Source organism: Parvibaculum sp., assembly GCF_049671045.1.
GTDB lineage: Bacteria > Pseudomonadota > Alphaproteobacteria > Parvibaculales > Parvibaculaceae > Parvibaculum.
Window position 1 is genome coordinate 1 of sequence record NZ_JBATUH010000120.1, and the last position, 22,521, is coordinate 22,521.

The following is a 22,521-nucleotide window of genomic DNA, read 5'->3' on the forward strand; positions in this document are numbered from 1 at the left end:
ATGCGGGAAAGCAATGTCAGATGGCCTGTAAGCCGGGTTCTGTACCCTTGCGGGCGATGACCATTCATCTGGGACGCCCGTTGCCGGACGCCTCGTGCAACCAACCCGGGCGGCAACCCGGAAACAGGCCCGCCCGGCCGAAGCCGGGACCTGCCGCCCCTATTTGGTCTTGCTCCCGGTGGGGTTTGCCGTGCCGCTCCCGTTACCGGCAGCGCGGTGCGCTCTTACCGCACCGTTTCACCCTTACCTGAGGGCCGAAGCCCGCTTCAGGCGGTCTGTTCTCTGTGGCACTTTCCCTGGGGTCGCCCCCGCCGGCCGTTAGCCGGCACCGTGCTTCCGTGGAGCCCGGACTTTCCTCTGCCCCTGAGGACAGCGGCCATCCGGCCATCTGACCCTTTGGAGATAGGGGCCTTTCCAGGCGAAGGCAAGCGGCGCGAGGGGCTTGCAGGCGGGCAATCGAGCGCCGACATTGCGTCCATAGCCATCCGTCAGGACATGAACAGGGGGAAATGCCGATGAAGGCCGCCGTCTATTATGAAAATGGGCCGCCCAGCGTCTTCAGATATGAGGACGTGCCCGACCCGAAATGCGCGCCGCACGAGGTTCTGATCAAGGTCGAGGCCGTGAGCATCGAGGGCGGCGATACGCTCAACCGGGCTGGCGGCGCGCTTGCCTCGAAGCCACATATCGTCGGCTACCAGGCGGCCGGAACCATCGTCGAGGTCGGCGCCGAGGTGGAGAACCTCAGGCCCGGCCAGAAGGTCACGACCGTCAACGCCTATGGAAGCCATGCGGAATATCGCGCGGTGCCGGCGCTCACCGCCTGGCCGGTGCCGGACAATCTCGACATCAGGGAGGCGGCGGCGATCCCCGTTCCCTTCGGCACCGCCGATGACTGCCTCTTCGAGTTCGGGCGTCTCAAGGCAGGCGAAACCGTGCTCGTGCAGGCTGGCGCGGGCGCTGTCGGCCTTGCGGCGATCCAGCTCGCCAAGCGCGCGGGCGCGACGGTGATCGCCACTGCGTCGAGCGACGAGCGCCTCGCCCGACTGAAGGATCTGGGGCTCGATCACGGCATCAACTACCGCACCCAGGATCTCGTCGCCGAGGTCAGGCGCCTCACCGACAACAAGGGCGTCAATCTGGCCGTCGATCCGGTCGGCGGCTCAACGCTCCAGAAGTCGATCCTCTCGCTCGCCTATCGCGGGCGCGTGTCCTTTGTGGGCCGCGCGGGCCGCGAGCCCATGACGGTCGATGTGCAGACCATGATGGGCGGCAACCAGTCGATGTCCGGCGTCTTTCTCGGCGCGGAGATCGGCACGGAGCGGGTGCGCGCCAATATTCAGCGCCTCATCGACGACGTGGCGGCGGGCGGCCTCAAGGTCGTGCTCGACCGGAGCTTCCCGCTGAGGGAGGCCGCCGCCGCGCATGAATATATCGAGAGCCGCAAGGCTGTCGGCCGCGTGCTGCTGATCCCCTGAGGATCAGACCGCTTCGAGAAGACGGTGAAGGGTGGCGACGGTCGAAAGATCGGCCACCCCATCCACCCGCTCCGGGCGGAAATGACGCTGGAAGGCGCGCACGACCGCCTCGGTCTTCGCGTCATAGACGCCAAGCACCTCGACGCCATAGCCATAGGTGGCGAGCCGGAATTGCAATTCGGCGACCGTGTCGCCGCGATCGCCGGGCATGAGCGAGGGCCCTTCGACGATCGGGAACGGCTCGACCCAGACCCCGATGCCCGCCCGCGCGAGCCGCGCCCAGTCGAACCGTTCGCCGGGATCGGATTTCCGCTCCGGCGCGATGTCGGAATGGCCGAGCACATGGCGCGGCGGGATCGGATGGCGCGCCAGTATCTCGCGGCAGAGCGTCTCGACCGCCTTCATCTGCGCTTCCGGAAAGGGCGGCGTACCGAAATCATGCCCGCCATTGCCGATCTCGATCCCGATCGAATGGCCGTTGATGTCGCTCACCCCGGCCCAGCTCGAAACCCCGGCATGCCAGGCGCGTTTCTCCTCGGGCACGAGGCAGAGCACCTGCCCTTCCTCATCGACGACGTAATGGGCCGAAACCCTTGCCTCGGGACTGCAAAGGAGATCGACGGCATCCGCCGTGGAGGCCATGCCCGTGTAATGGAGGACGAGCATGTCGATGCGGACGGGCTCGGGCCGGTCGTTGAAATTGGGTGACAGCCGTTCTTGGGTGACAAGGGTCATTCAGGGGTCCGTCCGGACGATCTGTTTCTGCCGCAGGGACACGATGAGCACGCCCGTCAGCGCGATCAGCGTGCCGACGATCATGCGTGTCGTCAGCACGTCGCCAAGTAGCGCCACGCTGAAAATGATCGTGAAAATGGGCGAAAGCAAGGTCAATGGCGCCGTCTGCGACACCTCATAGCGCTGCAGCAGATAGTAGATGCCGGCATGGCCGACGAGGCTCGAGGCGAAGGCGACATAGAAGACCCCCGACCATTGCAGCATGGTCGCGGATGTCATGAGTTCGATCTGGTCGCGCTCGAAAAGAAGCGAGCCGACCAGCATGACCGGCGCGGCGACCACCGCGATCCAGGCCTGAAGCTCGAAGACGCCCACGCGCTTGATCTGGCGCTGATAGATCGTGCCGACCGACCCCACGAGCGAGGAAGCGACGATGAAGACGAGGCCCCAGATGAAATGGAAGACGGTCGGGTCGAAGCTGATGACCATGACCCCGGCAAAGGAGAGGGCAATGCCGGACCAGCGGCGCCAGTAAACCTTCTCCTTCAGGAAGATGACCGACATGATGGTCGAAAAGGGCACGCCGAGCTGGCCGACAATGGCGACGACGGACGGATTTGAAAGGGCGACCCCGGCGAAGAAGAAGCCGAACCCGATCGGCCCCGCGCAAAGGGCGATGATGAGCACTTCCTTCATGCGCCCCTCATGGATGCGCAGGAACGGAAAGAGCACCATGACGATGAGCGTGAAGCGCAGCGCCGTGAACATCATCGGCGGGAAATGCTCAAGGCTCACCTTGGCCGCGACCAGCGCGAACCCCCAGATGAGGTTGATGAGCATCATGAACGCGAGGTGCTGGGGGGTCATGTCGGACGGGCTGACGGTACGGAACGGCGAGGCGGAACGGCGGGGCGGAACGGCGGGGCGGAACGGCGGGGCGCCCGCCCTTGTTAGCCCAGGCCCGAATGCGCCGCCAGCGGCAACATCGAAAAGCGCCCGACTTTCATTTCAGGCGCCAGTCGCCCCCTCGGCCACCGGCCGGGCTGGTCCCGTCAGGAGGCGCTCTCGAGCCCCCTCGCCTTCAGGATCTTCTGATAGGCGACGTTGATGGCCGCGAGCTTGTCATTGGCGATCTGCACCAGTTCCTCCGGCACGCCGCGCGCGATGAGCGTATCGGGATGGTTCTCCCGCACGAGCCGCCGATAGGCCTTTTTCAGATCCTCGTTGGAAATGTCGGGCGTGATGCCGAGCACGAGATAGGGATCGAGCCGGGGCGTGCCGAGATGGCTCGCGCGGATGCGTGCGAACTCCACTTCCGAAAAGCCGAAAATATCCGCGACCGTCCGCAGATACTCCACCTCCGCCGGATGGACGACCTTGTCGGCCATGGCAATGTGGAAAAGCGCGTCGAGCACGTCCTCGAGCACGGCGGGCTTGTCGCGATAGATCCGCGCCACCTGCGCCGCATAGCTCTCGAAACCCGCAACGTCCTGCTGGGCGATCCGGTAGAGCCGCTTGACGTTCGCCCGTTCGGATTCGGGTACCTTCAGCACCTCCTCGAAGGCGCGGATCTCGGCATCCGTCACCTGCCCGTCCGCCCTCGCCATTTTGGCCGAAAGCGCGATCAGCGCGATTGTGAACACGACGTCATTGTCTTCGAGCGCGCGGTCGATCACGAGGTGGCCGGCGACCGCCCCGACAAGCGCGCCGAACGGCCCGCCCACGGCAAGACCGACACCTGCGCCTGCTATTTTTCCCCAGATTGACATTGGCCAAGAGTAAGACGATTCAGCCAGACCCGCACTTCGCAAATCTGCATGACGCTTTGTGAAGGCGCTTCATGACGCAGATGTCACGAAATCGTCATGCAATGCGCATCCAGGCGTTGCCAGGCCGCTGCGCCCGCATGGGTTGATTTTGTTCCCGCGATGGGTCTAATCGCCTGAAGCGTGTCGACACCCGCGCGCCTTCCCGCTCCTTCCGCAACGACACGCAGCAGAGTTTCCGACATGACAACCCGCTGGGACTTCTGGATCGATCGAGGCGGGACGTTCACGGACATTGTCGCCCGCGCGCCGGACGGACGCCTCATCGCCCGCAAGCTCCTCTCCGAAAATCCCGACCGCTACGAGGATGCCGCGCTTCAGGGCATTCGCGACATTCTGGGCGTGCCCGCCGCCGAACCGCTGCCACAGGCGCGGATCGGCGCCGTCAAGATGGGCACGACGGTCGCCACCAATGCGCTGCTCGAGCGCAAGGGGGAGCGCACGCTCTTCCTCACGACGCGCGGCTTCGCGGATGCGCTTCGCATCGGGTATCAGAACCGGCCCCACCTTTTCAGGCTCAGGATCGAAAAGCCCTCCATGCTCTTCGAGCGGGTGGCCGAGGTCGACGAGCGCCTGACCGCCGAGGGAGAGGTGCTGACGCCCCTCGACGAGGACGGGACGCGCCACATCCTCGAGGATGCCCATGCCGCCGGCTTTCGCGCCGTCGCCATCTGCTTCATGCATGGCTATCGCTATCCCGAACATGAACAGGCCGCCGCGCGAATGGCGCGCGAGGCCGGTTTCACGCAAATCTCGGCGAGCCATCATGTAAGCCCGCTGATGAAGTTCGTCTCGCGCGGCGACACCACCGTCGTCGATGCCTATCTCTCGCCGATCCTCCGGCGCTATGTCGACCGCGTGGCGGCGGTCCTCGGCGCGGAGGCGGGCAGACGCCTCTTTTTCATGCAGTCTTCGGGCGGGCTCACCGATGCGAGCCTCTTTGAAGGCAAGGACGCGATCCTTTCCGGGCCCGCCGGGGGCGTGGTGGGCGCGGTCGAGACGAGCAGGCTCGCCGGCTTCGCGCGCATCATCGGCTTCGACATGGGTGGCACTTCGACCGATGTCAGCCACTATGACGGCGAGTTCGAGCGCAGCTTCGAGACAGAGGTGGCAGGCGTGCGCATGCGCGCGCCCATGATGCAGATTCACACCGTCGCGGCGGGCGGCGGCTCCATCCTCCATTATGACGGCGCGCGGCTTCGCGCCGGGCCGGATTCCGCAGGCGCCGAGCCCGGCCCCGCCGCCTATCGGCATGGCGGCCCCCTCACCGTGACCGATGCGAATGTCATGGTGGGCAAGCTCCTTCCCGATTTCTTCCCGCATATTTTCGGTCCCGGGGGCGATCTGCCGCTCGATGCTGAAATCGTGCGCGAGAAGTTCGCGGCGCTCGCCCGCGAGATCGGCCGCAGCCCGGAGGAAACGGCCGACGGCTTCATCCGCATCGCCGTCGAGAACATGGCGCAGGCGATCAAGAAGATCTCCGTGCAGCGGGGCCACGATGTCAGCGCCTATGCGCTCGCCTGCTATGGCGGCGCGGGCGGCCAGCACGCCTGCCTCGTCGCCGACGCGCTAGGCATGACAAAGGTCTTTTTCCATCCGCTCTCCGGCGTGCTCTCCGCCTATGGCATGGGGCTCGCCGACATTCGCGCAAGCCGCCAGCGCGCGGTCGAGGAACCGCTAGCGGAGGGAAGCCTCGCCGCGCTCGCCACGGCGATCCGCGAACTCGGGCAGGAGACGCAAGAAGAAGTGGTCGGACAAGGCGTCCCCGCGGCGCGCATCGCCATCCTCCCCCGCCTCCATCTTCGCTATGCCGGCACCGATACGGCGCTCATCGTGGAGCATGGTTCGCTCGATGAACTCCGCGCGCGCTTCGAGAGCGCGCATCACAAGCGCTTCGGCTTCGTCGCCACGGAAAAGCCCATCGTCATCGAGGCCGTTTCCGTGGAGGCGGTCGGCCGCGACGCGGAAGCCTCGGAAACACGGCAGACTCCGCGCAGCGACGGCGCCGCGCGCCCGGACCGCGAGACGCGCTTCTTCAGCGAAGGCTTGTGGCACGAGGCGCCGGTCTATCTGCGCGAGGCGCTGGCGGCAGGTGACGCCCTGGAAGGCCCGGCCATCATCGTCGAACCGCATCAGACCATCATCGTCGAGGCCGGCTGGCGCGCCGAAGTGACGCCGCTCGATCACATCGTTCTGACTCGCCGCAAAAAGAAGGCGCGCGAGCATGCCATCGGCACCGACGCCGACCCGGTCATGCTCGAGATTTTCAACAATCTCTTCATGTCCATCGCCGAGCAGATGGGCTTCACGCTCGAAAAGACCGCCTATTCCGTCAACATCAAGGAACGCCTCGATTTCTCCTGCGCCGTTTTCGACCGCGCGGGCGGGCTCGTCGCCAATGCGCCGCACATGCCCGTGCATCTTGGCTCGATGGGCGCCAGCGTGCGCGCCGTGATCGAGCAGAACCCGGATATGGGGCCCGGCGACGTCTTCGTGCTCAACGCGCCCTATAATGGCGGCACGCATCTGCCCGATGTCACGGTCGTCGCGCCGGTCTATGACGAGGCGGGCAGCGAACGGCTTTTCTATGTCGCGGCGCGCGGCCACCACGCCGACATTGGCGGCATCTCGCCGGGTTCCATGCCTGCCCATTCGCGCAGCGTGGAGGAAGAAGGCGTCCTCATCGACAACTTTCGGCTCGTCGAGCGCGGCCGCTTCCGCGAGGCGGAGATGCGCGCCCTGCTCGCTTCAGGCCGCTGGCCCGCCCGCAACCCGGACCAGAACATCGCCGATCTCCGCGCCCAGATTGCGGCCTGCGAGAAAGGCGCGCAGGAACTGCGCCGGATGGTGGCGCAATTCGGCCTTGGCGTGGTCGAAGCCTATATGCGGCATGTGCAGGACAATGCCGAGGAAAGCGTCCGCCGCGTGATCGGCCGGCTGAAGGACGCGACCTTCGAGCAGATGATGGATGACGGCTCGCTCATAAAGGTTTGCGTGACGGTCGATGCCAGAACGCGCTCGGCGAAGATCGACTTCACCGGCACGAGCCCGACGCTCGCCACCAATCTCAATGCGCCCTCCGCCGTGGCGCGGGCAGCCGTGCTTTATGTCTTCCGCTGCATGGTGGATGACGATATTCCGCTCAATGAAGGCTGCCTCAAGCCGCTCGAGATCGTCATTCCCGAGGGCTCGATGCTCGCGCCCCGCTATCCCGCGGCCGTCGTCGGCGGCAATGTGGAGACGAGCCAGGCGGTGACGGATGCGCTCTTCGGTGCCTTCGGCGTCATGGCGTCCGCGCAGGGCACGATGAACAACCTCACCTTCGGCAATGCGCGGCACCAATATTACGAAACGATCTGCGGCGGCGCGGGCGCGGGCGCGGACTTCGACGGCGCGGATGCCGTCCACACACATATGACGAATTCACGCCTCACCGATCCTGAAGTTCTCGAGTGGCGCTTTCCCGTCATCCTCGAGGAATTTTCGATCCGGCAAGGCTCGGGCGGCAAAGGCCGGCACAAGGGCGGCGATGGCGCTGTGCGCGCCATCCGCTTCCGCGAGAAAATGACGGCCTCGATCCTTTCGACGCATCGCATCGTTCCGCCTTTCGGCCTCGATGGCGGCGAAGCGGCAGCGACCGGAGAAAATCTCATTCGCCGCGCGGATGGACGCATCGAAACGCTAGCGGGTTCTGATCAGGTGGAACTCGATGCGGGCGACACCATCGTCATAAGGACGCCAGGCGGCGGGGGATTTGGCGAGCCTGCGACGTGAAATGTAACTCTTTCGAGTCGGTGGGAGCCTGAGCCCGCCCGGTGGCGCGAAACGGGACATGGCCTCCAGGGCACAGCCGGGCCCCGGATGGCCGAATTCCGCCCTTCCCGGCTCTTGCAATCGCGCCACAATGTTGCCTGCAAACCGCGCCTTCAATTCCGCTTGCGTGGCGCGGCAGCCTTGCGAAACTTTGCGCCGTGAACGGTCGGGTGCAGCCCGGCGGCAACCACTTCGGGAGGCCAGTGCAATGACCTTGTCCGCAAAAGTCGGTTACCTAGCCACCTGTCTCGCATTCATCTTTGTCGGCGCGATCACGATCGGCGTCTTCTGACGCCGATCGCAAGGCTCAGGCCGCTTCCTCCGCCGACCCTGGCGTGTAGTTGAGGATCGGCGCGAGCCAGCGTTCGCACTCGGAAAGCGTCATGCCCTTGCGCGCCGCATAGTCCTTCACCTGATCGCGCTCGATCCGGCCGACGCCGAAATATTCCGACTGCGGATGACTTATATATAGACCGCTGACGGCAGCCCCCGGCCACATGGCGAAGCTCTCGGTGAGCTTGATGCCCGCCTGCTTCTCCGCATCGAGCAGATCGAAGAGCGTGCGCTTTTCCGTGTGGTCGGGCTGGGCCGGATAGCCGGGCGCAGGGCGAATGCCCTGATACTTCTCGGCGATCAGCTCCTCGTTCGAGAGCCGCTCATCCTTCGCATAGCCCCAGAATTCGCGCCGCACCCGCTCATGCATATGCTCGGCGAACGCTTCCGCCAGACGATCGGCAAGGGCCTTCGACAGGATCGCCTTGTAATCGTCGTTGGCGCTCTGGAAGCGGCTCGCCACCTCGTCTTCGCCATGCCCGGCGGTCACGGCGAAGCCGCCGACGTAATCGGCAATGCCCGTTTCCTTCGGCGCGATGAAATCGGCGATGGCCATGTTCGGGCGATCGGAGTTGCGCCGCATCATCTGCTGGCGCAGCGTATGGAGCACGGTGAGACGCTCCTTGCGGCTGTCGTCTGTGTAAAGCTCGATATCGTCCCCGCCGATCTCGTTCGCCGGCCAGAAGCCGATGACCGCCGAGGCCCTGAGCCACTTTTCCTCGACCATCTGCTGGAGCATTTCGCGCGCATCGGCATAGAGGGTGCGCGCCGCCTCGCCCATCTTGTCGTCTTTCAGGATCTGCGGATATTGCCCCGCCAGCTCCCAGGTCGCGAAGAAGGGCGTCCAGTCGATATAGGGAACCAGGTTTTCGATCGGATAGTCGGTAAAGACCTTCGTGCCGAGGAAGCTCGGCCGCGTCGGCTTGTAATTCGTCCAGTCTATCTTCGTCCGGTTCTTACGCGCGGCGGTGAGCGTCTGGCGATCCTTGGCGCTGCGGGCATTCGCGTGGGCGGTCGCGAGCTTCGCATATTCGTCGCGCGTATCGGCGATGTACTTGTCCCTCGCTCCTTCCGAAACGAGGCTCGAGACGACGCCGACCGCCCGGCTCGCATCGGTGACATAAATCGCCTGACCGCGCTTGTAGTTGGGATGAACCTTGACGGCAGTGTGGATGCGGCTCGTCGTCGCCCCGCCGATGAGCAGCGGAATGTCGAAGCCCTCGCGCTCCATCTCGGCGGCGACATGGCACATCTCGTCGAGGCTCGGCGTGATGAGGCCCGAAAGCCCGATCACATCGACCTTTTCCTTGCGCGCCGTTTCGAGAATCGTCTGCGCCGGAACCATGACGCCGAGATCGATCACCTCGAAATTGTTGCACTGGAGCACGACGCTCACGATGTTCTTGCCAATATCGTGGACGTCGCCCTTGACGGTTGCCATGAGGATCCTGGCCGCGGCTTCCTTCTGCGTCGCGCCCGTGCGCCTCTTCTCCTCCTCCATGAAGGGGAGCAGATAGGCGACCGCCTGCTTCATCACGCGCGCGGACTTCACGACCTGCGGCAGGAACATCTTGCCCGCGCCGAAGAGATCGCCGACGACGTTCATGCCGTCCATCAGCGGACCCTCGATGACATCGAGCGGCCGCGCCGCTTCCTTCCGCGCGGCTTCGGTATCCTCCTCGATGAAGGCGTTGATACCCTTCACGAGCGCATGGGTGAGCCGCTCCTTCACGGGCAGTTCGCGCCAGGAGAGATCCTCCTCCTTCTTCTTGCCCGCATCGCCCTTGTAGCGCTCGGCGATCTCGAGCAGCCGCTCCGTCGCGTCCGGCCGGCGATTGAGGATCACATCCTCCACGCATTCGCGAAGTTCCGGCTCAATCTCGTCATAGATGGCGAGCTGCCCGGCATTGACGATGCCCATGTCCATGCCCGCCTGAATGGCGTGATAGAGGAACACGGAATGCATCGCCTCGCGCACGCGCTCATTGCCGCGGAACGAGAACGAGACGTTGGAGACGCCGCCCGACACATGCGCGTAAGGCAGGCATTGCCGGATGCGCTTCGTCGCCTCGATGAACTCGACGCCGTAATTGTTGTGCTCCTCGATGCCGGTCGCGACGGCAAAGATGTTCGGATCGAAGATGATATCTTCCGGCGGAAATCCCACCTTCTCGACAAGAAGATTGTAGGAGCGCTCGCAGATGGCGAATTTGCGCGCCGCCGTATCCGCCTGGCCTTCCTCGTCGAAGGCCATGACGACGGTGGCCGCGCCATAGCGGCGGATCTTTCGCGCCTGCTCGAGGAACTGCGCCTCGCCTTCCTTGAGGCTGATCGAATTCACGATCGCCTTGCCCTGCACGCATTTGAGTCCGGCTTCGATGATCTCCCATTTGGACGAGTCGATCATGATCGGCACGCGGGCGATGTCGGGCTCGGCGGCGAGGAGGTTGAGGAACGTCACCATGGCCTGCTTGCTGTCGAGCATGCCCTCGTCCATGTTGACGTCGAGCACCTGTGCACCGTTCTCGACCTGCTGGCGCGCCACGGAAAGCGCTTCGTCGAAATTGCCCTCGACGATCAGTTTTCGGAAGCGCGCCGAGCCCGTGACGTTCGTCCGTTCGCCGATATTGATGAAATTCGCGGAGGCATTGGTCATTTTACTTTTCTTCCTGCGCCTTGTTTCGTCTTGAGCGCATGCTGATGTTCGGCCGCCGCCTCACGGGGCGGTGAAGGCTTCGAGGCCCGAGAGGCGCAGACGCGGCTCGATATGGGGAAGCGGACGCGGCGACCTGCTCTTGACGGCCTCGGCTATCGCCTTGATATGGGCGGGCGTCGTGCCGCAGCATCCGCCGACGACATTGACAAGCCCCGAGGCGGCGAACTCGCCGACGAGCCGCGCCATGTGCTCCGGGCTCTCGTCATATTCTCCCATCTCGTTCGGAAGGCCCGCATTCGGATGCGCGCTGACATTGGTTTCGGCGATGCGCGACAGCGTGTCGATGTGCTGGCGCATCTCCTTGGCGCCGAGCGCGCAGTTGAGGCCGATCGAAAACGGCTTCGCATGCTGCACCGAATTCCAGAACGCCTCCGGCGTCTGGCCCGAAAGAAGCCGGCCCGACATGTCCGTGATCGTTCCGGAGATCATGATCGGCAGTTCGACCCCGAGTTCTTCGTAAACCTCGTCAATGGCGAAGAGAGCCGCCTTGGCGTTCAGCGTGTCGAAAACCGTCTCGACAAGGATCGTGTCCGCCCCGCCTTCGATGAGGCCGCGCGTGGCGCTTTTATAAGCCTCGCGCAGTTCGTCGAACGTCACGTTGCGAAAGCCCGGATCGTTCACCTTGGGCGAGATCGACGCCGTGCGGTTCGTCGGCCCGAGCACGCCCGCGACGAAGCAGACGCGGCCCGGCGTCTCGCTCTCCGCGATGTCGGCGGCCTCGCGCGCGATCCGCGCGCTCTCGACATTCATCTCATAGGCGACAGCCTCGAGCTTGTAGTCGGCCTGCGCGATTACGGTGGCGCTGAAGGTGTTCGTCTCGGCGAAATCCGCGCCTGCCCGGTAATAGGCGAGATGGATGTCGCGCAGAATGTCGGGCCTTGTCAGCGAAATGAGCTCATTGTCGCCCTTGAGATCGACCGGATGATCCTTGAACCGCTCGCCGCGAAAATCGGCTTCCGTGAGCTTGTAGCCCTGGATCATCGTACCCATGGCTCCGTCGAGCACGAGGACGCGCTCCTTGACGAGTTCCTTGAGCTTCGCGATGCGTTCGTCTCTGGTCATGATGATCCTTTCTCTCACTGCGCGGGAACGGGCACATGCTCGGGCCGAAGCCCGATCACATGGCAGATCGCGAAAGTGAGATCGGCCTGATTGAGTGTATAGAAATGGATGCGATCGAATCCATAGGCGCGCAGGCGGTTCACCTGCTCGGCGGCGACATAGGCCGCGATCAGCTTGCGCGTTTCGAGATCGTCGTCGAGCCCGATGTAATAGTCGGCGAGCCATTTGGGGATGCTCGCCCCGCAGCGTTCGGCCATCCGCTTCGTGCCCCTGAAATTCGTCGTCGGCATGATGCCCGGAACGATCGGCACGGTGATGCCCGCGCGCCGCACGCGCTCCAGAAAGCGCGCATGGCATTCCGTGTCGAATGCGAATTGCGTGATTGCGCGCGTGGCGCCGGCCGCCACCTTTCTTTTCAGCAGTTCGATGTCGGCCTCGATGGAGGCGGATTCGGGATGGCCTTCCGGATAGGCGCTGACGCTGACCTCGAAGTCGGCGATCTTCCTGATGCCCTCGATCAGTTCCGGCGTCGACTGGTAGCCCTGCGGATGCGGATGATAGGGCGCTCCGAGTTCCGGCATGTCGCCGCGCAGCGCCACGATGTGGCGCACGCCCGCCTCCCAATAGCTGCGGATGACCTCGTTCACCTCCTCGCGGCTCGCGCCGACACAGGTGAGATGCGCGGCCGGCGTGAGCGCCGTTTCCTGCACGATCCGCTTCACCGTCGCATGCGTGCGCTCGCGCGTCGATCCGCCCGCGCCATAGGTCACGGAAACGAATTCCGGCCGGAGCGACTCGAGCCGCCGGATCGAGCGCCACAGCGTCTCTTCCATTTCCGGTGTCCTCGGCGGAAAGAATTCGAAGGAGACGCGCGTCGCCTGCGCCTTGTTCATGGGCTCTCCGCTCATCCTTCGACTCCCTCGAGTTCGCTTCCACGCTCCGCGCGGCCTGCCGCATGCGCAAGCGCGGCGCGCGGCTTGTCGGCGGCATAGATCACAACCGTCAGCTTCGCCTCGTCCCCGCCCTCGGGCGGCAGACGGCGAAGCTCCCTGAGTTCAAGCCCGGCCTGATCGAGCCAGCTCCTGACTTCCTCTTCCGAGAAGCCGAGGCGGCGATGCGCCTGTTCGTCCCGGAGAAAATCGAGGTCATGCGGCGCGAAATCGGCAATGAGAAGCCGCCCGCCGGTCTTGAGGACGCGCGCGGCCTCGCCGACGGCCGCCGCCGGATCGTCCAGATAATGCAGCACCTGGTGCAGCGTTACGAGATCGGCCATTTCGTCCTGAAGTGGCAGATCATAGAGATCGCCCTGCCGGACCGAGCAGCTTTCGACGCCCGACTGTTCGAGATAGGCGCGCGCAAAGGCAAGCATTTCCGGGCTGAGGTCGATGCCGATCGCCGTTTCCGCCCGCGCGCCGATGAGTTCGAGAATGCGTCCCGTGCCGGTGCCGAGATCGACGAGCGTCCCGATCCGCTGGCGCGCGCCGAGATCGAGCAGCGCCTCCTCGACCTTCGCTTCCGGCACATAGAGCGAGCGGATGCGGCGCCATTGCTCGGCGTTGGCGCGGAAGAATTCGGAGGCGCGTTCCGCGCGGGCCGCGCGCACGGCCTCCAGCCGCTCCAGATCGCGCGCGATGGTGGGATCGCCCGCCGGGATGAGGCCGGTCAGCAGGGCCGCGAGCCTCGCACCGGCGCCCTGCTGGGCACGCCTGTAGAAAACCCAGCTTCCCTCGCGGAAGCGGTCGAGCAACCCCGCCTCGCACATGAGCTTCAGATGGCGGCTGACCCGGGGCTGGCTCTGACGGAGGATCTGGGTGAGCTCGGTTACGGTGAGTTCACTCTTCATCAGGATGGCAAGCAGCCTGAGGCGCGTTGGCTCGCCCGCCGCTCTCAGCCCTGTCAACAGCTCTTCCATTCCCGCTCACCAGATTTCCGCTTCGATCAAACATAAACATATCTTTATGTTCAAATTCAAGCAGATTCTAGCCGTTTCGCTGCAGCAATCGGGCAACACCCGAGCCACATCGGCATAGCAGAGCCGCCCGCTCCGCTGGTTAACGGCGGGGGGCTGTGATACCAACTTGTCGCTTGAGCCCGCTGGCTTGACGGCAGGGAATGCGCCACATTCTGGCGGCATTTACCGCCTATTAAGCAAGTTGACGAATTCTGGATGCGGCGCTCACGGCAGGAACTGGGGCTCCGACGGGAATTCCCGATCGGAGCCTTGTATTGCGAGGCGGGCGCCTTGGTCCGGACCGGTTCACGGTCATGGCGGCGCTGGGTGTGGGGAACGATGGATTTACTGGCCAGGACAGCGAATTTCGGGGCACGCGCAGCCTGCATTGCACTCATGATCACGCTTGCGGCCTGTGCCACTCGCCCCGATCCGTCGAACAAGGCGGCCGTTCAGGCCTATGAAGAGGCGAACGATCCGGTCGAGCCACTGAACCGCTATTTCTTCGAGCTCAACCGCTTCTTCGACATCATCCTGCTGAAGCCCGTCGCGACATGGTATCAGGGCGTCGTTCCCGACCCGGCGCGCAACAGCATCCGGCATTTCCTCGACAATCTGGCCGCTCCCACCGTCCTTGCCAACGATGCGCTGCAGGGCGAGTGGTCGCGCGCCGGCACCACGGCCTCGCGCTTCGGCATCAATACGACGGTCGGCGTCCTCGGCCTCTTCGATCCGGCAACCGGCTGGGGCTACCCTCAGCACAGGGAGGATTTCGGCCAGACGCTCGCGACCTGGGACACGCCTGAAGGCCCCTACATCTTCCTGCCGGTGCTGGGCCCCTCGCCGCCTCGCGATCTCGCCGGCTTCGCCGTCGATGAGCTTTTCTTCGATCCGCTCACCTATATCTACTGGGGTGGTCCGTACACGGTTCCCGTCACGCGCTTCGTCGTGAACGGCATCGACGTGCGCTCGCGGAACCTCGCGACGCTGGACCAGATCGAGCGGACATCCGTCGATTACTACGCAACCGTGCGCAGCCTCTATCGACAGACCCGCGCCAACGAGATTGCGAACGGCAAGACAAATACGCAGAACCTGCCGGATATCGACAATCTGAATTTCGACACAAACGAACCCCAGACTATCGCTCCCGAGAAGTAGGAGCGACAGTTTCGGTTCCCTCCGAAGCCATGATCGGCCGCTTCGACGTGTACGTCTGAAGGAGACAGGCAATGATTACGCTCAAGTTCATGCGTCCCGCCCTCGCACCGCTTGCGCTCGCGCTCGCCCTTCTCGGCGCGGTCGCGATGTCAGGCACGCCCGCAAGGGCCGCGAGTGCCGATCCGGCGGCCGAGGCATGGGTTTCGGACATCTCCGCGAAGGCGATCCAGATCATCAGCGACAAGAGCCTCGACAAGGCGGCGCGCGAAGCCGCCTTCAACAAGCTCCTGACCGAGAATGCGGACATGCAGAAGATCGCCGCCTTCTGCCTCGGACAGTTCCTCCGCATGCCGACGGCCGAGCAGCGCGACGAGTACCTCAAGCTCTTCGACAATTTCGTCGTGAAGGTCTATGTGACGCGCCTCTCCGACTATCATGACGAGAAGCTGGCGGTGACCGGCTCGCAGCTCAAGGGCACGAACCAGGCTATCGTCCAGAGCCAGATCAATTTCACGAACGGACGCCAGCCCGTCGAAGTCACCTGGTGGCTCCTGAAGAAGGACAATGGCTACAAGATCTTCGACGTCAACGTCGTCGGCGTGTGGCTGGCCCAGGAGCAGCGCTCAGCCTTCACCTCGGTGATCAACAATCACAATGGCGACTTCAACGCCCTGCTCGACCACCTGCGCCACCAGATCGCAGATGCCGATGCAGGCAAGCTCCCGACCACAGGCTCGGCAAGCACCGCGCCCTGAGACGCCTTCCATCGAATTGAGAACGCCCCCGGACAAAATCCGGGGGCGTTCGCATTTCGAGGCTCCGGCCGTTCAGGCGCCCGCGACGCCCAGCATCCGCTCCCATTCGCCGAGCGTATGGTCGAGCCGCTCGACCAGTTCGTCGATCTCGCTTGCCGAAATGGTGAGCGGCGGCGACACCCAGAGCGGCAGGCCGCGGCGGAAGAGCGGACGCCGGCGCGCGCCATAGAGCGTCGAATAGAAGACGAGCCCGTTCTTGAGCGCGAGGCTCTGGAACAACTGCTCCGCCTGCTTCTCGGGCGCGAAATATTCGCGGCTGGCCTTGCTCTCGACCATTTCGAGAACCATGAAGAGCCCCCAGCCGCGCGCATCGGCAACCGTCGGATGCGCAAGCAGCCGCTCCTTCTGGGCAAAGAGCCGCTCCCCCATCTTGCGGCAATGGGCGATGAGCCCGTCCTCCTTGATGATGTCGATGACCTGAAGCCCCGCCGCGCAGGAAAGCGCGTTGCCGCCATTGGTGAAGCCGTGAATGAAGGGCGTACCGGCGCGGAAGACCTCGTTGATCGCGTCGCTCACCGTGACGGCGCCGAGCGGCAGGAAGCATGAGGAAATGCCCTTGGCCATGGTCATGATGTCGGGCGCGACGCCGAAATGCTGCATGCCGAACCATTCGCCCGTCCGGCCGAAGCCTGTCACGACCTCATCCGCGATCAGCAGGACCTCGTATTCGTCGCAGATGCGGCGCACCTCCTCCCAATAGCGGGCGGGCGCAACGACGCCATATTCGGAGCCGCAGCCATGCGGCGTCACGATGAAGGCCGCGACCGAATGCGCCCCCTCGCAATGGATGAGCCGCTCGAGATCGCGCGCACATTCGACCGCCCACTCATCCCGGTCGAGATGGGCGGGCTTCAGATGGTCCGAATACTGACGGACATGCGGCCACTTCTGAAGCATCGGGTCGAAGGGCCGCATCGTCGCCGCATTGCCGGACAGCGCCATCGTGCCGAGCGTCATGCCGTGATAGGACTCGTAACAGGCGATGACCTTGTGCTTTTCGGGCTTGCCCGCGCCGACCCAATATTGCCGCGCGATCTTGACGGCGGTTTCCACCGCCTCCGAACCGCCGGAGACGAGATAGGTCGCATTGAGCCCCTCGGGCGCGACCTCCGCAATGGCGTTGCAGAGCGCCGCGCGCGGACGGTTGGCGAGCACTGGATGGACATAGGCGAAGTCGCGCATCTGCGCCTCGACGGCGGCACGCATGCGGGGGTCGTTGTGCCCCAGATTGACGGCCATCGGCCCGCCCGACGCATCGATATAGCGATTGCCCTTGGTGTCGAAGAGATGGACCCCCTCCGCTCGCGCCAGCTCCACATCCATCGGATGATAGGAAAACACGTTCTTCCATATGCCCTCGGCCTCGAGTGGCGCGGGCAGATTGGCCAGCCGGTCGCTCATCGCGGGGTCCCTCTTTGTCATGGCGTGAAGGCTCCATGCCTTATTTTGAATACTATTCAACTTTTGAAATCTAAGGGGTCGCCCTGTTCCCGGTCAAACAATTTGTGTAGTTTTCAAATTCCGGTCAGAAGCCATCCGCCCGAGCAAGAACCGCATCCATGTCCGCAACACTTGCGAAGAGAACGACGCCGCGCCAGGGGCGCGCCCGCATCCGCGTCCAGGCGATCCTCGAGGCCGCCACCCGGCTCCTGGTGGAAGCAGGCTATGACGCGCTGACGACGACGCGCGTCGCCGAGGAAGCAGGCATCAGCGTCACCTCGCTCTATCATTACTTCGCCAACAAGCGGGCGATCGTCGCGGAACTGACCGGACATTTCGTCCGGCACCGCAAGAGCGATCTCGACCTGCTGATCGAGCGCGCGGACCGGGGCGAGCCTTGGCAGGGCATTGTCGACACGCTGATCGACGACCTCACGCAAGCCTATCGCGCGGCGCCCGTCACCGCCATCATACTGCACGCGCTCAAGGCCGATCCCGAGCTTCGCAAGCTCGACGACCGCATCAACGCGCAGGTGGCAAGGCAACTGACCCGCCTTCTCGAAGCCATGGGTATCGCGAAGCGCCGGGCTTCGACGCTGGCGCGGATCGCCACCATCATGCTCGATGCCTATGTGATCGAGGTCGTGCGCGTGCCGCAATCGGCGCTCGGCACGCTCTCGCGCGAATTCAAGAGCATCCTCACGGCCTATATCGCTCTCGACATGCCCGAAGCGCCGCGGCGCTGACGCCAGAACCAGAAGAAGCGCAAAAGAAAACGGCGCGGGAGCCCCCCGCGCCGTTCCGTCTCCGATCCTGCCCGCCTTCTCAGCGGCTGAAGCGCTTGTATTTGATCCGGTGCGGGATTTCCGCCTGCGGCCCGAGGCGGCGCTTCTTGTCCTCCTCATAGTCCTGATAATTGCCCTCGAACCATTCGACGTGGCTGTCGCCCTCGAACGCAAGGATGTGCGTCGCGATGCGATCGAGGAACCAGCGATCGTGGCTGATGACGATGGCGCAGCCCGCGAAGGCCACGAGCGCGTCTTCGAGCGCGCGCAGCGTATCGACGTCGAGATCGTTGGTCGGTTCGTCGAGGAGAAGAAGATTGGCGCCCGATTTCAGCATCTTCGCCAGATGAACGCGGTTGCGCTCGCCGCCGGAGAGAACGCCGACCTTCTTCTGCTGGTCGCCGCCCTTGAAGTTGAAGGCGCCGACATAGGCCCGGCTCGGCATGGTGATCTTGCCAAGCTCGACGATGTCCGTGCCGCCGGAGATTTCCTCCCAGACCGTCTTGTTCGGATCGAGATCGTCGCGGCTCTGGTCCACATAGCCCATCACCACCGTCTCGCCGACCTTGAGCGCGCCGTTATCGGGCTTTTCCTGACCCGTCAGCATGCGGAAGAGCGTCGTCTTGCCGGCGCCGGTGGGACCGATGACGCCGACAATGCCGCCGGGCGGCAGCTTGAAGGAGAGATCGTCGATGAGCAGACGGTCGCCGAACGCCTTGGAGAGGTTCTCCGCCTCCACCACCACGCCGCCGAGGCGCGGACCGGCGGGAATGACGATCTGCGCCTTGCCTTCCTGCTGGCGGCCTGCCTCGGCGAGCAGCTCGTCATAGGCGCGGATACGCGCCTTGCTCTTGGCCTGCCGGGCCTTCGGGCTCTGCCTGATCCATTCGAGTTCGCGCGCAAGCGTGCGCTGCGTCGCTTCGTCCTGCCTGCCCTCCTGTTCGAGCCGCTTCTGCTTCTGCTCGAGCCATGAGGAATAGTTGCCCTCATAGGGGATGCCCTGGCCGCGATCGAGCTCGAGGATCCAGCCCGTCACATTGTCGAGGAAATAGCGATCGTGGGTGACGAGAATGACCGTGCCCTTGTACTCCTTCAGATAGTTCTGAAGCCAGGCGACCGATTCGGCGTCGAGATGGTTGGTCGGCTCGTCGAGAAGCAGGAGATCGGGCCCCTCGAGCAGCAGGCGGCAAAGCGCGACGCGGCGCTTTTCGCCGCCCGAAAGCTTCGCCACATCCGCATCGCCCGCCGGGCAGCGCAGCGCGTCCATCGCCATTTCGATCTGGCTGTCGAGATCCCAGAGGTTCTGCGCGTCGATCGTGTCCTGGAGCTTCGCCATCTCGTCGGCGGTCTCGTCGGAATAATTGACCGCGATCTCGTTATAGCGGTCGAGAAGCGCGCGCTTCTCCTTCACGCCATCGAGCACGTTTCCGAAAACGTCTTTCGCCGGGTCGAGTTCCGGCTCCTGCGCGAGATAGCCGATCTTCGCGCCATCCGCCGCCCAGGCATCGCCGGTGTAATCCTTGTCCACCCCGGCCATGATCCGCAGCAGCGTCGATTTACCCGCGCCGTTGAGACCAACGACGCCGATCTTGACGCCCGGCAGGAAGGACAGGCGGATATCTTTCAGAACCTGCTTGCCGCCCGGATAGGTCTTGGACAGGCGGTCCATAACGTAGACATATTGATAGGATGCCATAGGCGGTTCGCTCTCGACGGTCTGGGGAATGTCGGGCCTCTTCTAGCCGATCGCGCCACGGGCGGCAAATCGGCCCTCGCCATCCGGCCCGTCCCTTTGGCTGTAGGCCGATGCCGCGGGCGGTTATATGCTCGCCGCCGGACAGGGGCCTCAAGACACCGCTCAGGCGAGAAGGAACAGAATGACTGCACCGACGGCCTTCGAGCTGGCCAGCACCCGCAGGATAGAGATCGCGGCCCTCGCTCTCATGGGGCTGGCGCTCTATGCCGTGCTCAATCTCGGGCTTCTCGCCGCCTTCCTCGCCGGCGTGCTCGTCTATGAACTCGTGCACATGATGGCGCCCTATGTCCACATTCCGGGCCTCACGCACCGGACAGGCAAGGCGGTGGCTCTGGCGCTTCTCGCCTTCATCGCAACCCTGATCCTCTCCTCTGGCGTCGCGGGCCTCACCGCCTTCTTCACCGACAGTTCCGACAACGTCGTCATCCTGATGCAGAAAATGGCGGATATCGTGCTGACGGCGCGCACCCATTTCCCCGCCTGGGCGCAGGACATGCTTCCCGCCACGGCGCAGGATTGGGAGCGGGAGGCCGCGCAATGGCTGCGGGCGCATGCGGGGATCCTGCAAAGCGTCGGCGAGAATTTCGGCCGCATCGTCGTTCACATCATTGTCGGCGCGGTCATCGGCGGCCTTGCCGTGCTGGGCGAGGCGACGCCGACGCCGGCCAATCTGCCGCCGCTGCGGGGAGCGCTGCTCGGGCGCGCGCAGATCCTCGGCAATGCGTTCCGCCGCGTGGTCTTCGCGCAGGTCCGCATCTCCGCGCTCAACACGCTCCTGACCGCGCTTTATCTGGCGGCGATCCTGCCCGCGATCGGCATCAATCTTCCGCTTGTGAAGACCATGATCGCCGTCACCTTCATCGCCGGGCTTCTCCCCGTCATCGGCAATCTCATCTCGAACACGGTCATCGTGATCGTGAGCCTCAGTGTTTCGGCCTCCGCCGCGATCGGATCGCTGCTGTTCCTCGTCCTCATCCACAAGCTCGAATATTTCGTCAATGCGCGCATCATCGGCACACAGATCCGCTCGCGCGCATGGGAAATGCTGATCGCGATGCTGGCGATGGAAGCGTGGTTCGGCGTGCCCGGCGTCATCGCCGCGCCGATCTACTACGCCTATGTGAAGGACGAGCTTTCCGCGCGCGGCCTCATCTAGCCGCGTTCGAGCCCCGCAAGCCGCCAGGCCGCGAGCCAGCCGAGCCCGACCACGGGCACGAAGGCCGCAAAGAGCCAGAAGCTCCCCGCCGCCGCCGTCGCCGCGTCTATGCCGTGGACGAAGCCGAGCAGATTGGCGATGGCGCCTGCGCCCGCCGAGCCGGCCGCGCCGCCGACAAGCTGCATCGTCGGCACGGCGGAAGAGGCGACCGCCCTCTCCTCCCCGTCGACACTCGAAAGAATGCGCCGCGCCATGAACGCCCAGGCAAGGCCGAAGCCGCATCCCATGATTATGGCGCTGGCGACGATGGCGGCCACGGGGCCCTGCGGCATCGCGATTGCAAGCCCCGCCACGCCTGCGACGATGCAACTCGCGCCGAGGCGAATGAAGAAGCCGTGCCACCTGTCGGGCAGGCTTGAAACGGTGAGCGCCGCCAGCGTCCAGGCCATGGCCTCCGCGCCGATGATATAGCCCGCGGCAAGCGGCGAACTCCCGTAAAGCGCCTGCATGATAGCCGAGCCATAGACGCTGAAGCTGATCGTTCCGGCTGCGAGAAGGAAGATCATCGCATAGCCCGCCCCGGCGGCCGTTGCGGGGTTTCCGGTCTGGCGCGGCAGGAGCGGCGCGCGCGAGCGCGCATCGAAGCGAACGAACCAGAGGAGGAGCGCAAGGCCGGCAGCGCCGAGAGCGAGCGCCCGAGCGGCATCCGGAAGGAGGCCCGCCGCCGCGATGGCGAGAATGCCGGCCGTCAGGATCGCAAGCTGCCGGATCGGCAGCTTATGGTCGCCCCGTTGCGGATGGCCCTCTCCGAGCAGCGCCAGCGCCGCCGCCGCGAAGCCCGCTCCCTGCGCCGCGAAGAGCCAGAAGGACCAGCGCCAGATGCCGGCTTCCGCGAATATGCCGCCGATCAGCGGGCTCAGCAGCGTGGCGACGCCCCAGACGCCAGAGATGGAGGCGAGCACGCGCGCCCATAGATGCTCGGGAAACATCGTTCCGATGGCGACGTAGCAAAGGCCGACGACCCAGCCCGCGCCGACGCCCTGAAGCAGCCGGCCGACAAGGAAGCTCGCGATCTCGGGCGCAATCGCGCTGACGACGCATCCCGCCGCATAGACCATGGCCGCCATCGCCAGGGCCCGCCGCACGCCGAACCGCATGGAGAACTGCCCGGCGCTTGCGCCTGCCACGATCGAGCCGAGCAGGTAGCCCGCGATGGCCCAGCCGAAATAGGCATAGCCGCCAATATCGCGCGCGACGCTCGGCATGATGGTCGCCGTCATCAATGCGTCCGCCGCATTGAGCCAGACCCCGAGGCAGAGAAGCGCGAACCGGGCGAAACGCCCTTCCCGCAACAGATCGCGCCAGCCGTCCCGCCGCTCCGCCTCGCTGCTCATTTCAAAGGCCACCCGTTCCGGAATTCTCGTTGCGGCAATGCCCCGCATTGTCCCGGCAGGCATGAGGCTGCCGGAACCGGGACCCGGAATCTGTAGCAGG

At 64.6% G+C, this 22,521-nt stretch carries 14 protein-coding genes, 1 other RNA gene and 1 pseudogene; 6 read left to right on the plus strand and 10 right to left on the minus strand.

The features are described 5' to 3' along the window. Positions 1–12 precede the first annotated feature (12 nt). An RNA gene (gene rnpB / locus WBG82_RS14350) (RNase P RNA component class A) lies at positions 13–392 on the minus strand. 123 nt (positions 393–515) lie between these two features. Between rnpB and WBG82_RS14355 the strand changes: the two genes are divergently transcribed. Next, positions 516–1,478: a quinone oxidoreductase family protein gene (locus WBG82_RS14355; protein ID WP_424425353.1), complete on the plus strand. Its 963-nt coding sequence runs from the start codon at positions 516–518 to the stop codon at positions 1,476–1,478. 3 nt (positions 1,479–1,481) lie between these two features. Here the strand turns inward: WBG82_RS14355 and WBG82_RS14360 are convergent, their stop codons facing one another. From WBG82_RS14360 to WBG82_RS14370, 3 genes are all read right to left on the minus strand, one after another. Then, a complete protein-coding gene (locus WBG82_RS14360; protein WP_424425355.1) occupies positions 1,482–2,213 on the minus strand; it encodes a peptidoglycan recognition protein family protein in 732 nt (243 codons plus the stop codon). Continuing rightward, positions 2,214–3,080 (minus strand): DMT family transporter, encoded by an 867-nt coding sequence (locus tag WBG82_RS14365; protein ID WP_424425357.1) that lies wholly within the window; start codon positions 3,078–3,080, stop codon positions 2,214–2,216. It abuts the gene before it with no gap. Between the two features lie 185 nt (positions 3,081–3,265). Next, positions 3,266–3,982: a TerB family tellurite resistance protein gene (locus WBG82_RS14370; protein WP_424425359.1), complete on the minus strand. Its 717-nt coding sequence runs from the start codon at positions 3,980–3,982 to the stop codon at positions 3,266–3,268. A 240-nt stretch (positions 3,983–4,222) separates the two neighbouring features. Here WBG82_RS14370 and WBG82_RS14375 point away from each other — a divergent pair, with 240 nt between their 5' ends. Continuing rightward, positions 4,223–7,813 (plus strand): hydantoinase B/oxoprolinase family protein, encoded by a 3,591-nt coding sequence (locus WBG82_RS14375; RefSeq protein WP_424425361.1) that lies wholly within the window; start codon positions 4,223–4,225, stop codon positions 7,811–7,813. A 346-nt stretch (positions 7,814–8,159) separates the two neighbouring features. Here the strand turns inward: WBG82_RS14375 and metH are convergent. The 3 genes and pseudogenes from metH to WBG82_RS14390 all read right to left on the minus strand — a co-directional run bounded on the left by metH (position 8,160) and on the right by WBG82_RS14390 (position 13,863). Continuing rightward, positions 8,160–11,963: pseudogene (gene metH, locus WBG82_RS14380) on the minus strand (methionine synthase). A 14-nt stretch (positions 11,964–11,977) separates the two neighbouring features. Beyond that, on the minus strand, positions 11,978–12,871 hold the full coding sequence (gene metF, locus WBG82_RS14385; RefSeq protein WP_424425363.1) for a methylenetetrahydrofolate reductase [NAD(P)H]: 894 nt from the start codon (positions 12,869–12,871) through the stop codon (positions 11,978–11,980). Then, a complete protein-coding gene (locus tag WBG82_RS14390) occupies positions 12,868–13,863 on the minus strand; it encodes an ArsR/SmtB family transcription factor (protein ID WP_424425365.1) in 996 nt (331 codons plus the stop codon). Before WBG82_RS14390 ends, metF begins: the two co-directional genes overlap by 4 nt. A gap of 447 nt (positions 13,864–14,310) precedes the next feature. On the opposite strand from WBG82_RS14390, the gene WBG82_RS14395 reads away from it, so the two are divergent. Together WBG82_RS14395 and WBG82_RS14400 are read left to right on the plus strand one after the other, a co-directional pair. After that, the gene (locus tag WBG82_RS14395; RefSeq protein ID WP_424425367.1) at positions 14,311–15,075 is read left to right on the plus strand and encodes an MlaA family lipoprotein; all 765 of its coding nucleotides are present in this window, start codon (positions 14,311–14,313) and stop codon (positions 15,073–15,075) included. Between the two features lie 71 nt (positions 15,076–15,146). Beyond that, on the plus strand, positions 15,147–15,830 hold the full coding sequence (locus WBG82_RS14400) for an MlaC/ttg2D family ABC transporter substrate-binding protein (protein ID WP_424425369.1): 684 nt from the start codon (positions 15,147–15,149) through the stop codon (positions 15,828–15,830). Positions 15,831–15,902: 72 nt separating this feature from the next. On the opposite strand, the gene WBG82_RS14405 is transcribed toward WBG82_RS14400, so the two are convergent. Beyond that, the gene (locus WBG82_RS14405; protein WP_424425371.1) at positions 15,903–17,291 is read right to left on the minus strand and encodes an aspartate aminotransferase family protein; all 1,389 of its coding nucleotides are present in this window, start codon (positions 17,289–17,291) and stop codon (positions 15,903–15,905) included. A gap of 158 nt (positions 17,292–17,449) precedes the next feature. Between WBG82_RS14405 and WBG82_RS14410 the strand changes: the two genes are divergently transcribed. After that, positions 17,450–18,076 (plus strand): TetR/AcrR family transcriptional regulator, encoded by a 627-nt coding sequence (locus WBG82_RS14410; protein ID WP_424425373.1) that lies wholly within the window; start codon positions 17,450–17,452, stop codon positions 18,074–18,076. A 79-nt stretch (positions 18,077–18,155) separates the two neighbouring features. Here the strand turns inward: WBG82_RS14410 and ettA are convergent, their stop codons facing one another. Continuing rightward, a complete protein-coding gene (gene ettA, locus WBG82_RS14415; RefSeq protein ID WP_424425375.1) occupies positions 18,156–19,811 on the minus strand; it encodes an energy-dependent translational throttle protein EttA in 1,656 nt (551 codons plus the stop codon). 181 nt (positions 19,812–19,992) lie between these two features. Here ettA and WBG82_RS14420 point away from each other — a divergent pair, with 181 nt between their 5' ends. Continuing rightward, positions 19,993–21,027, plus strand: a complete 1,035-nt coding sequence (locus WBG82_RS14420) for an AI-2E family transporter (protein ID WP_424425377.1) — start codon at positions 19,993–19,995, stop codon at positions 21,025–21,027. Here WBG82_RS14420 and WBG82_RS14425 read toward each other — a convergent pair. After that, positions 21,024–22,421: an MFS transporter gene (locus WBG82_RS14425; protein WP_424425379.1), complete on the minus strand. Its 1,398-nt coding sequence runs from the start codon at positions 22,419–22,421 to the stop codon at positions 21,024–21,026. The two genes, WBG82_RS14420 and WBG82_RS14425, sit on opposite strands and share 4 nt — an antisense overlap. Positions 22,422–22,521: the final 100 nt, after the last annotated feature.

Coding starts and splice junctions, on each gene's coding strand:
- WBG82_RS14375 (WP_424425361.1), top strand. CDS start 4,223: ATGACAACCCGCTGGGACTTCTGGATCGATCGAGGCGGGACGTTCACG.
- WBG82_RS14355 (WP_424425353.1), top strand. CDS start 516: ATGAAGGCCGCCGTCTATTATGAAAATGGGCCGCCCAGCGTCTTCAGA.
- WBG82_RS14410 (WP_424425373.1), top strand. CDS start 17,450: ATGTCCGCAACACTTGCGAAGAGAACGACGCCGCGCCAGGGGCGCGCC.
- WBG82_RS14400 (WP_424425369.1), top strand. CDS start 15,147: ATGATTACGCTCAAGTTCATGCGTCCCGCCCTCGCACCGCTTGCGCTC.
- metF (WP_424425363.1), bottom strand. CDS start 12,871: ATGAGCGGAGAGCCCATGAACAAGGCGCAGGCGACGCGCGTCTCCTTC.
- WBG82_RS14425 (WP_424425379.1), bottom strand. CDS start 22,421: ATGAGCAGCGAGGCGGAGCGGCGGGACGGCTGGCGCGATCTGTTGCGG.
- WBG82_RS14405 (WP_424425371.1), bottom strand. CDS start 17,291: ATGAGCGACCGGCTGGCCAATCTGCCCGCGCCACTCGAGGCCGAGGGC.
- WBG82_RS14360 (WP_424425355.1), bottom strand. CDS start 2,213: ATGACCCTTGTCACCCAAGAACGGCTGTCACCCAATTTCAACGACCGG.
- WBG82_RS14370 (WP_424425359.1), bottom strand. CDS start 3,982: ATGTCAATCTGGGGAAAAATAGCAGGCGCAGGTGTCGGTCTTGCCGTG.
- ettA (WP_424425375.1), bottom strand. CDS start 19,811: ATGGCATCCTATCAATATGTCTACGTTATGGACCGCCTGTCCAAGACC.
- WBG82_RS14420 (WP_424425377.1), top strand. CDS start 19,993: ATGACTGCACCGACGGCCTTCGAGCTGGCCAGCACCCGCAGGATAGAG.
- WBG82_RS14395 (WP_424425367.1), top strand. CDS start 14,311: ATGATCACGCTTGCGGCCTGTGCCACTCGCCCCGATCCGTCGAACAAG.
- WBG82_RS14365 (WP_424425357.1), bottom strand. CDS start 3,080: ATGACCCCCCAGCACCTCGCGTTCATGATGCTCATCAACCTCATCTGG.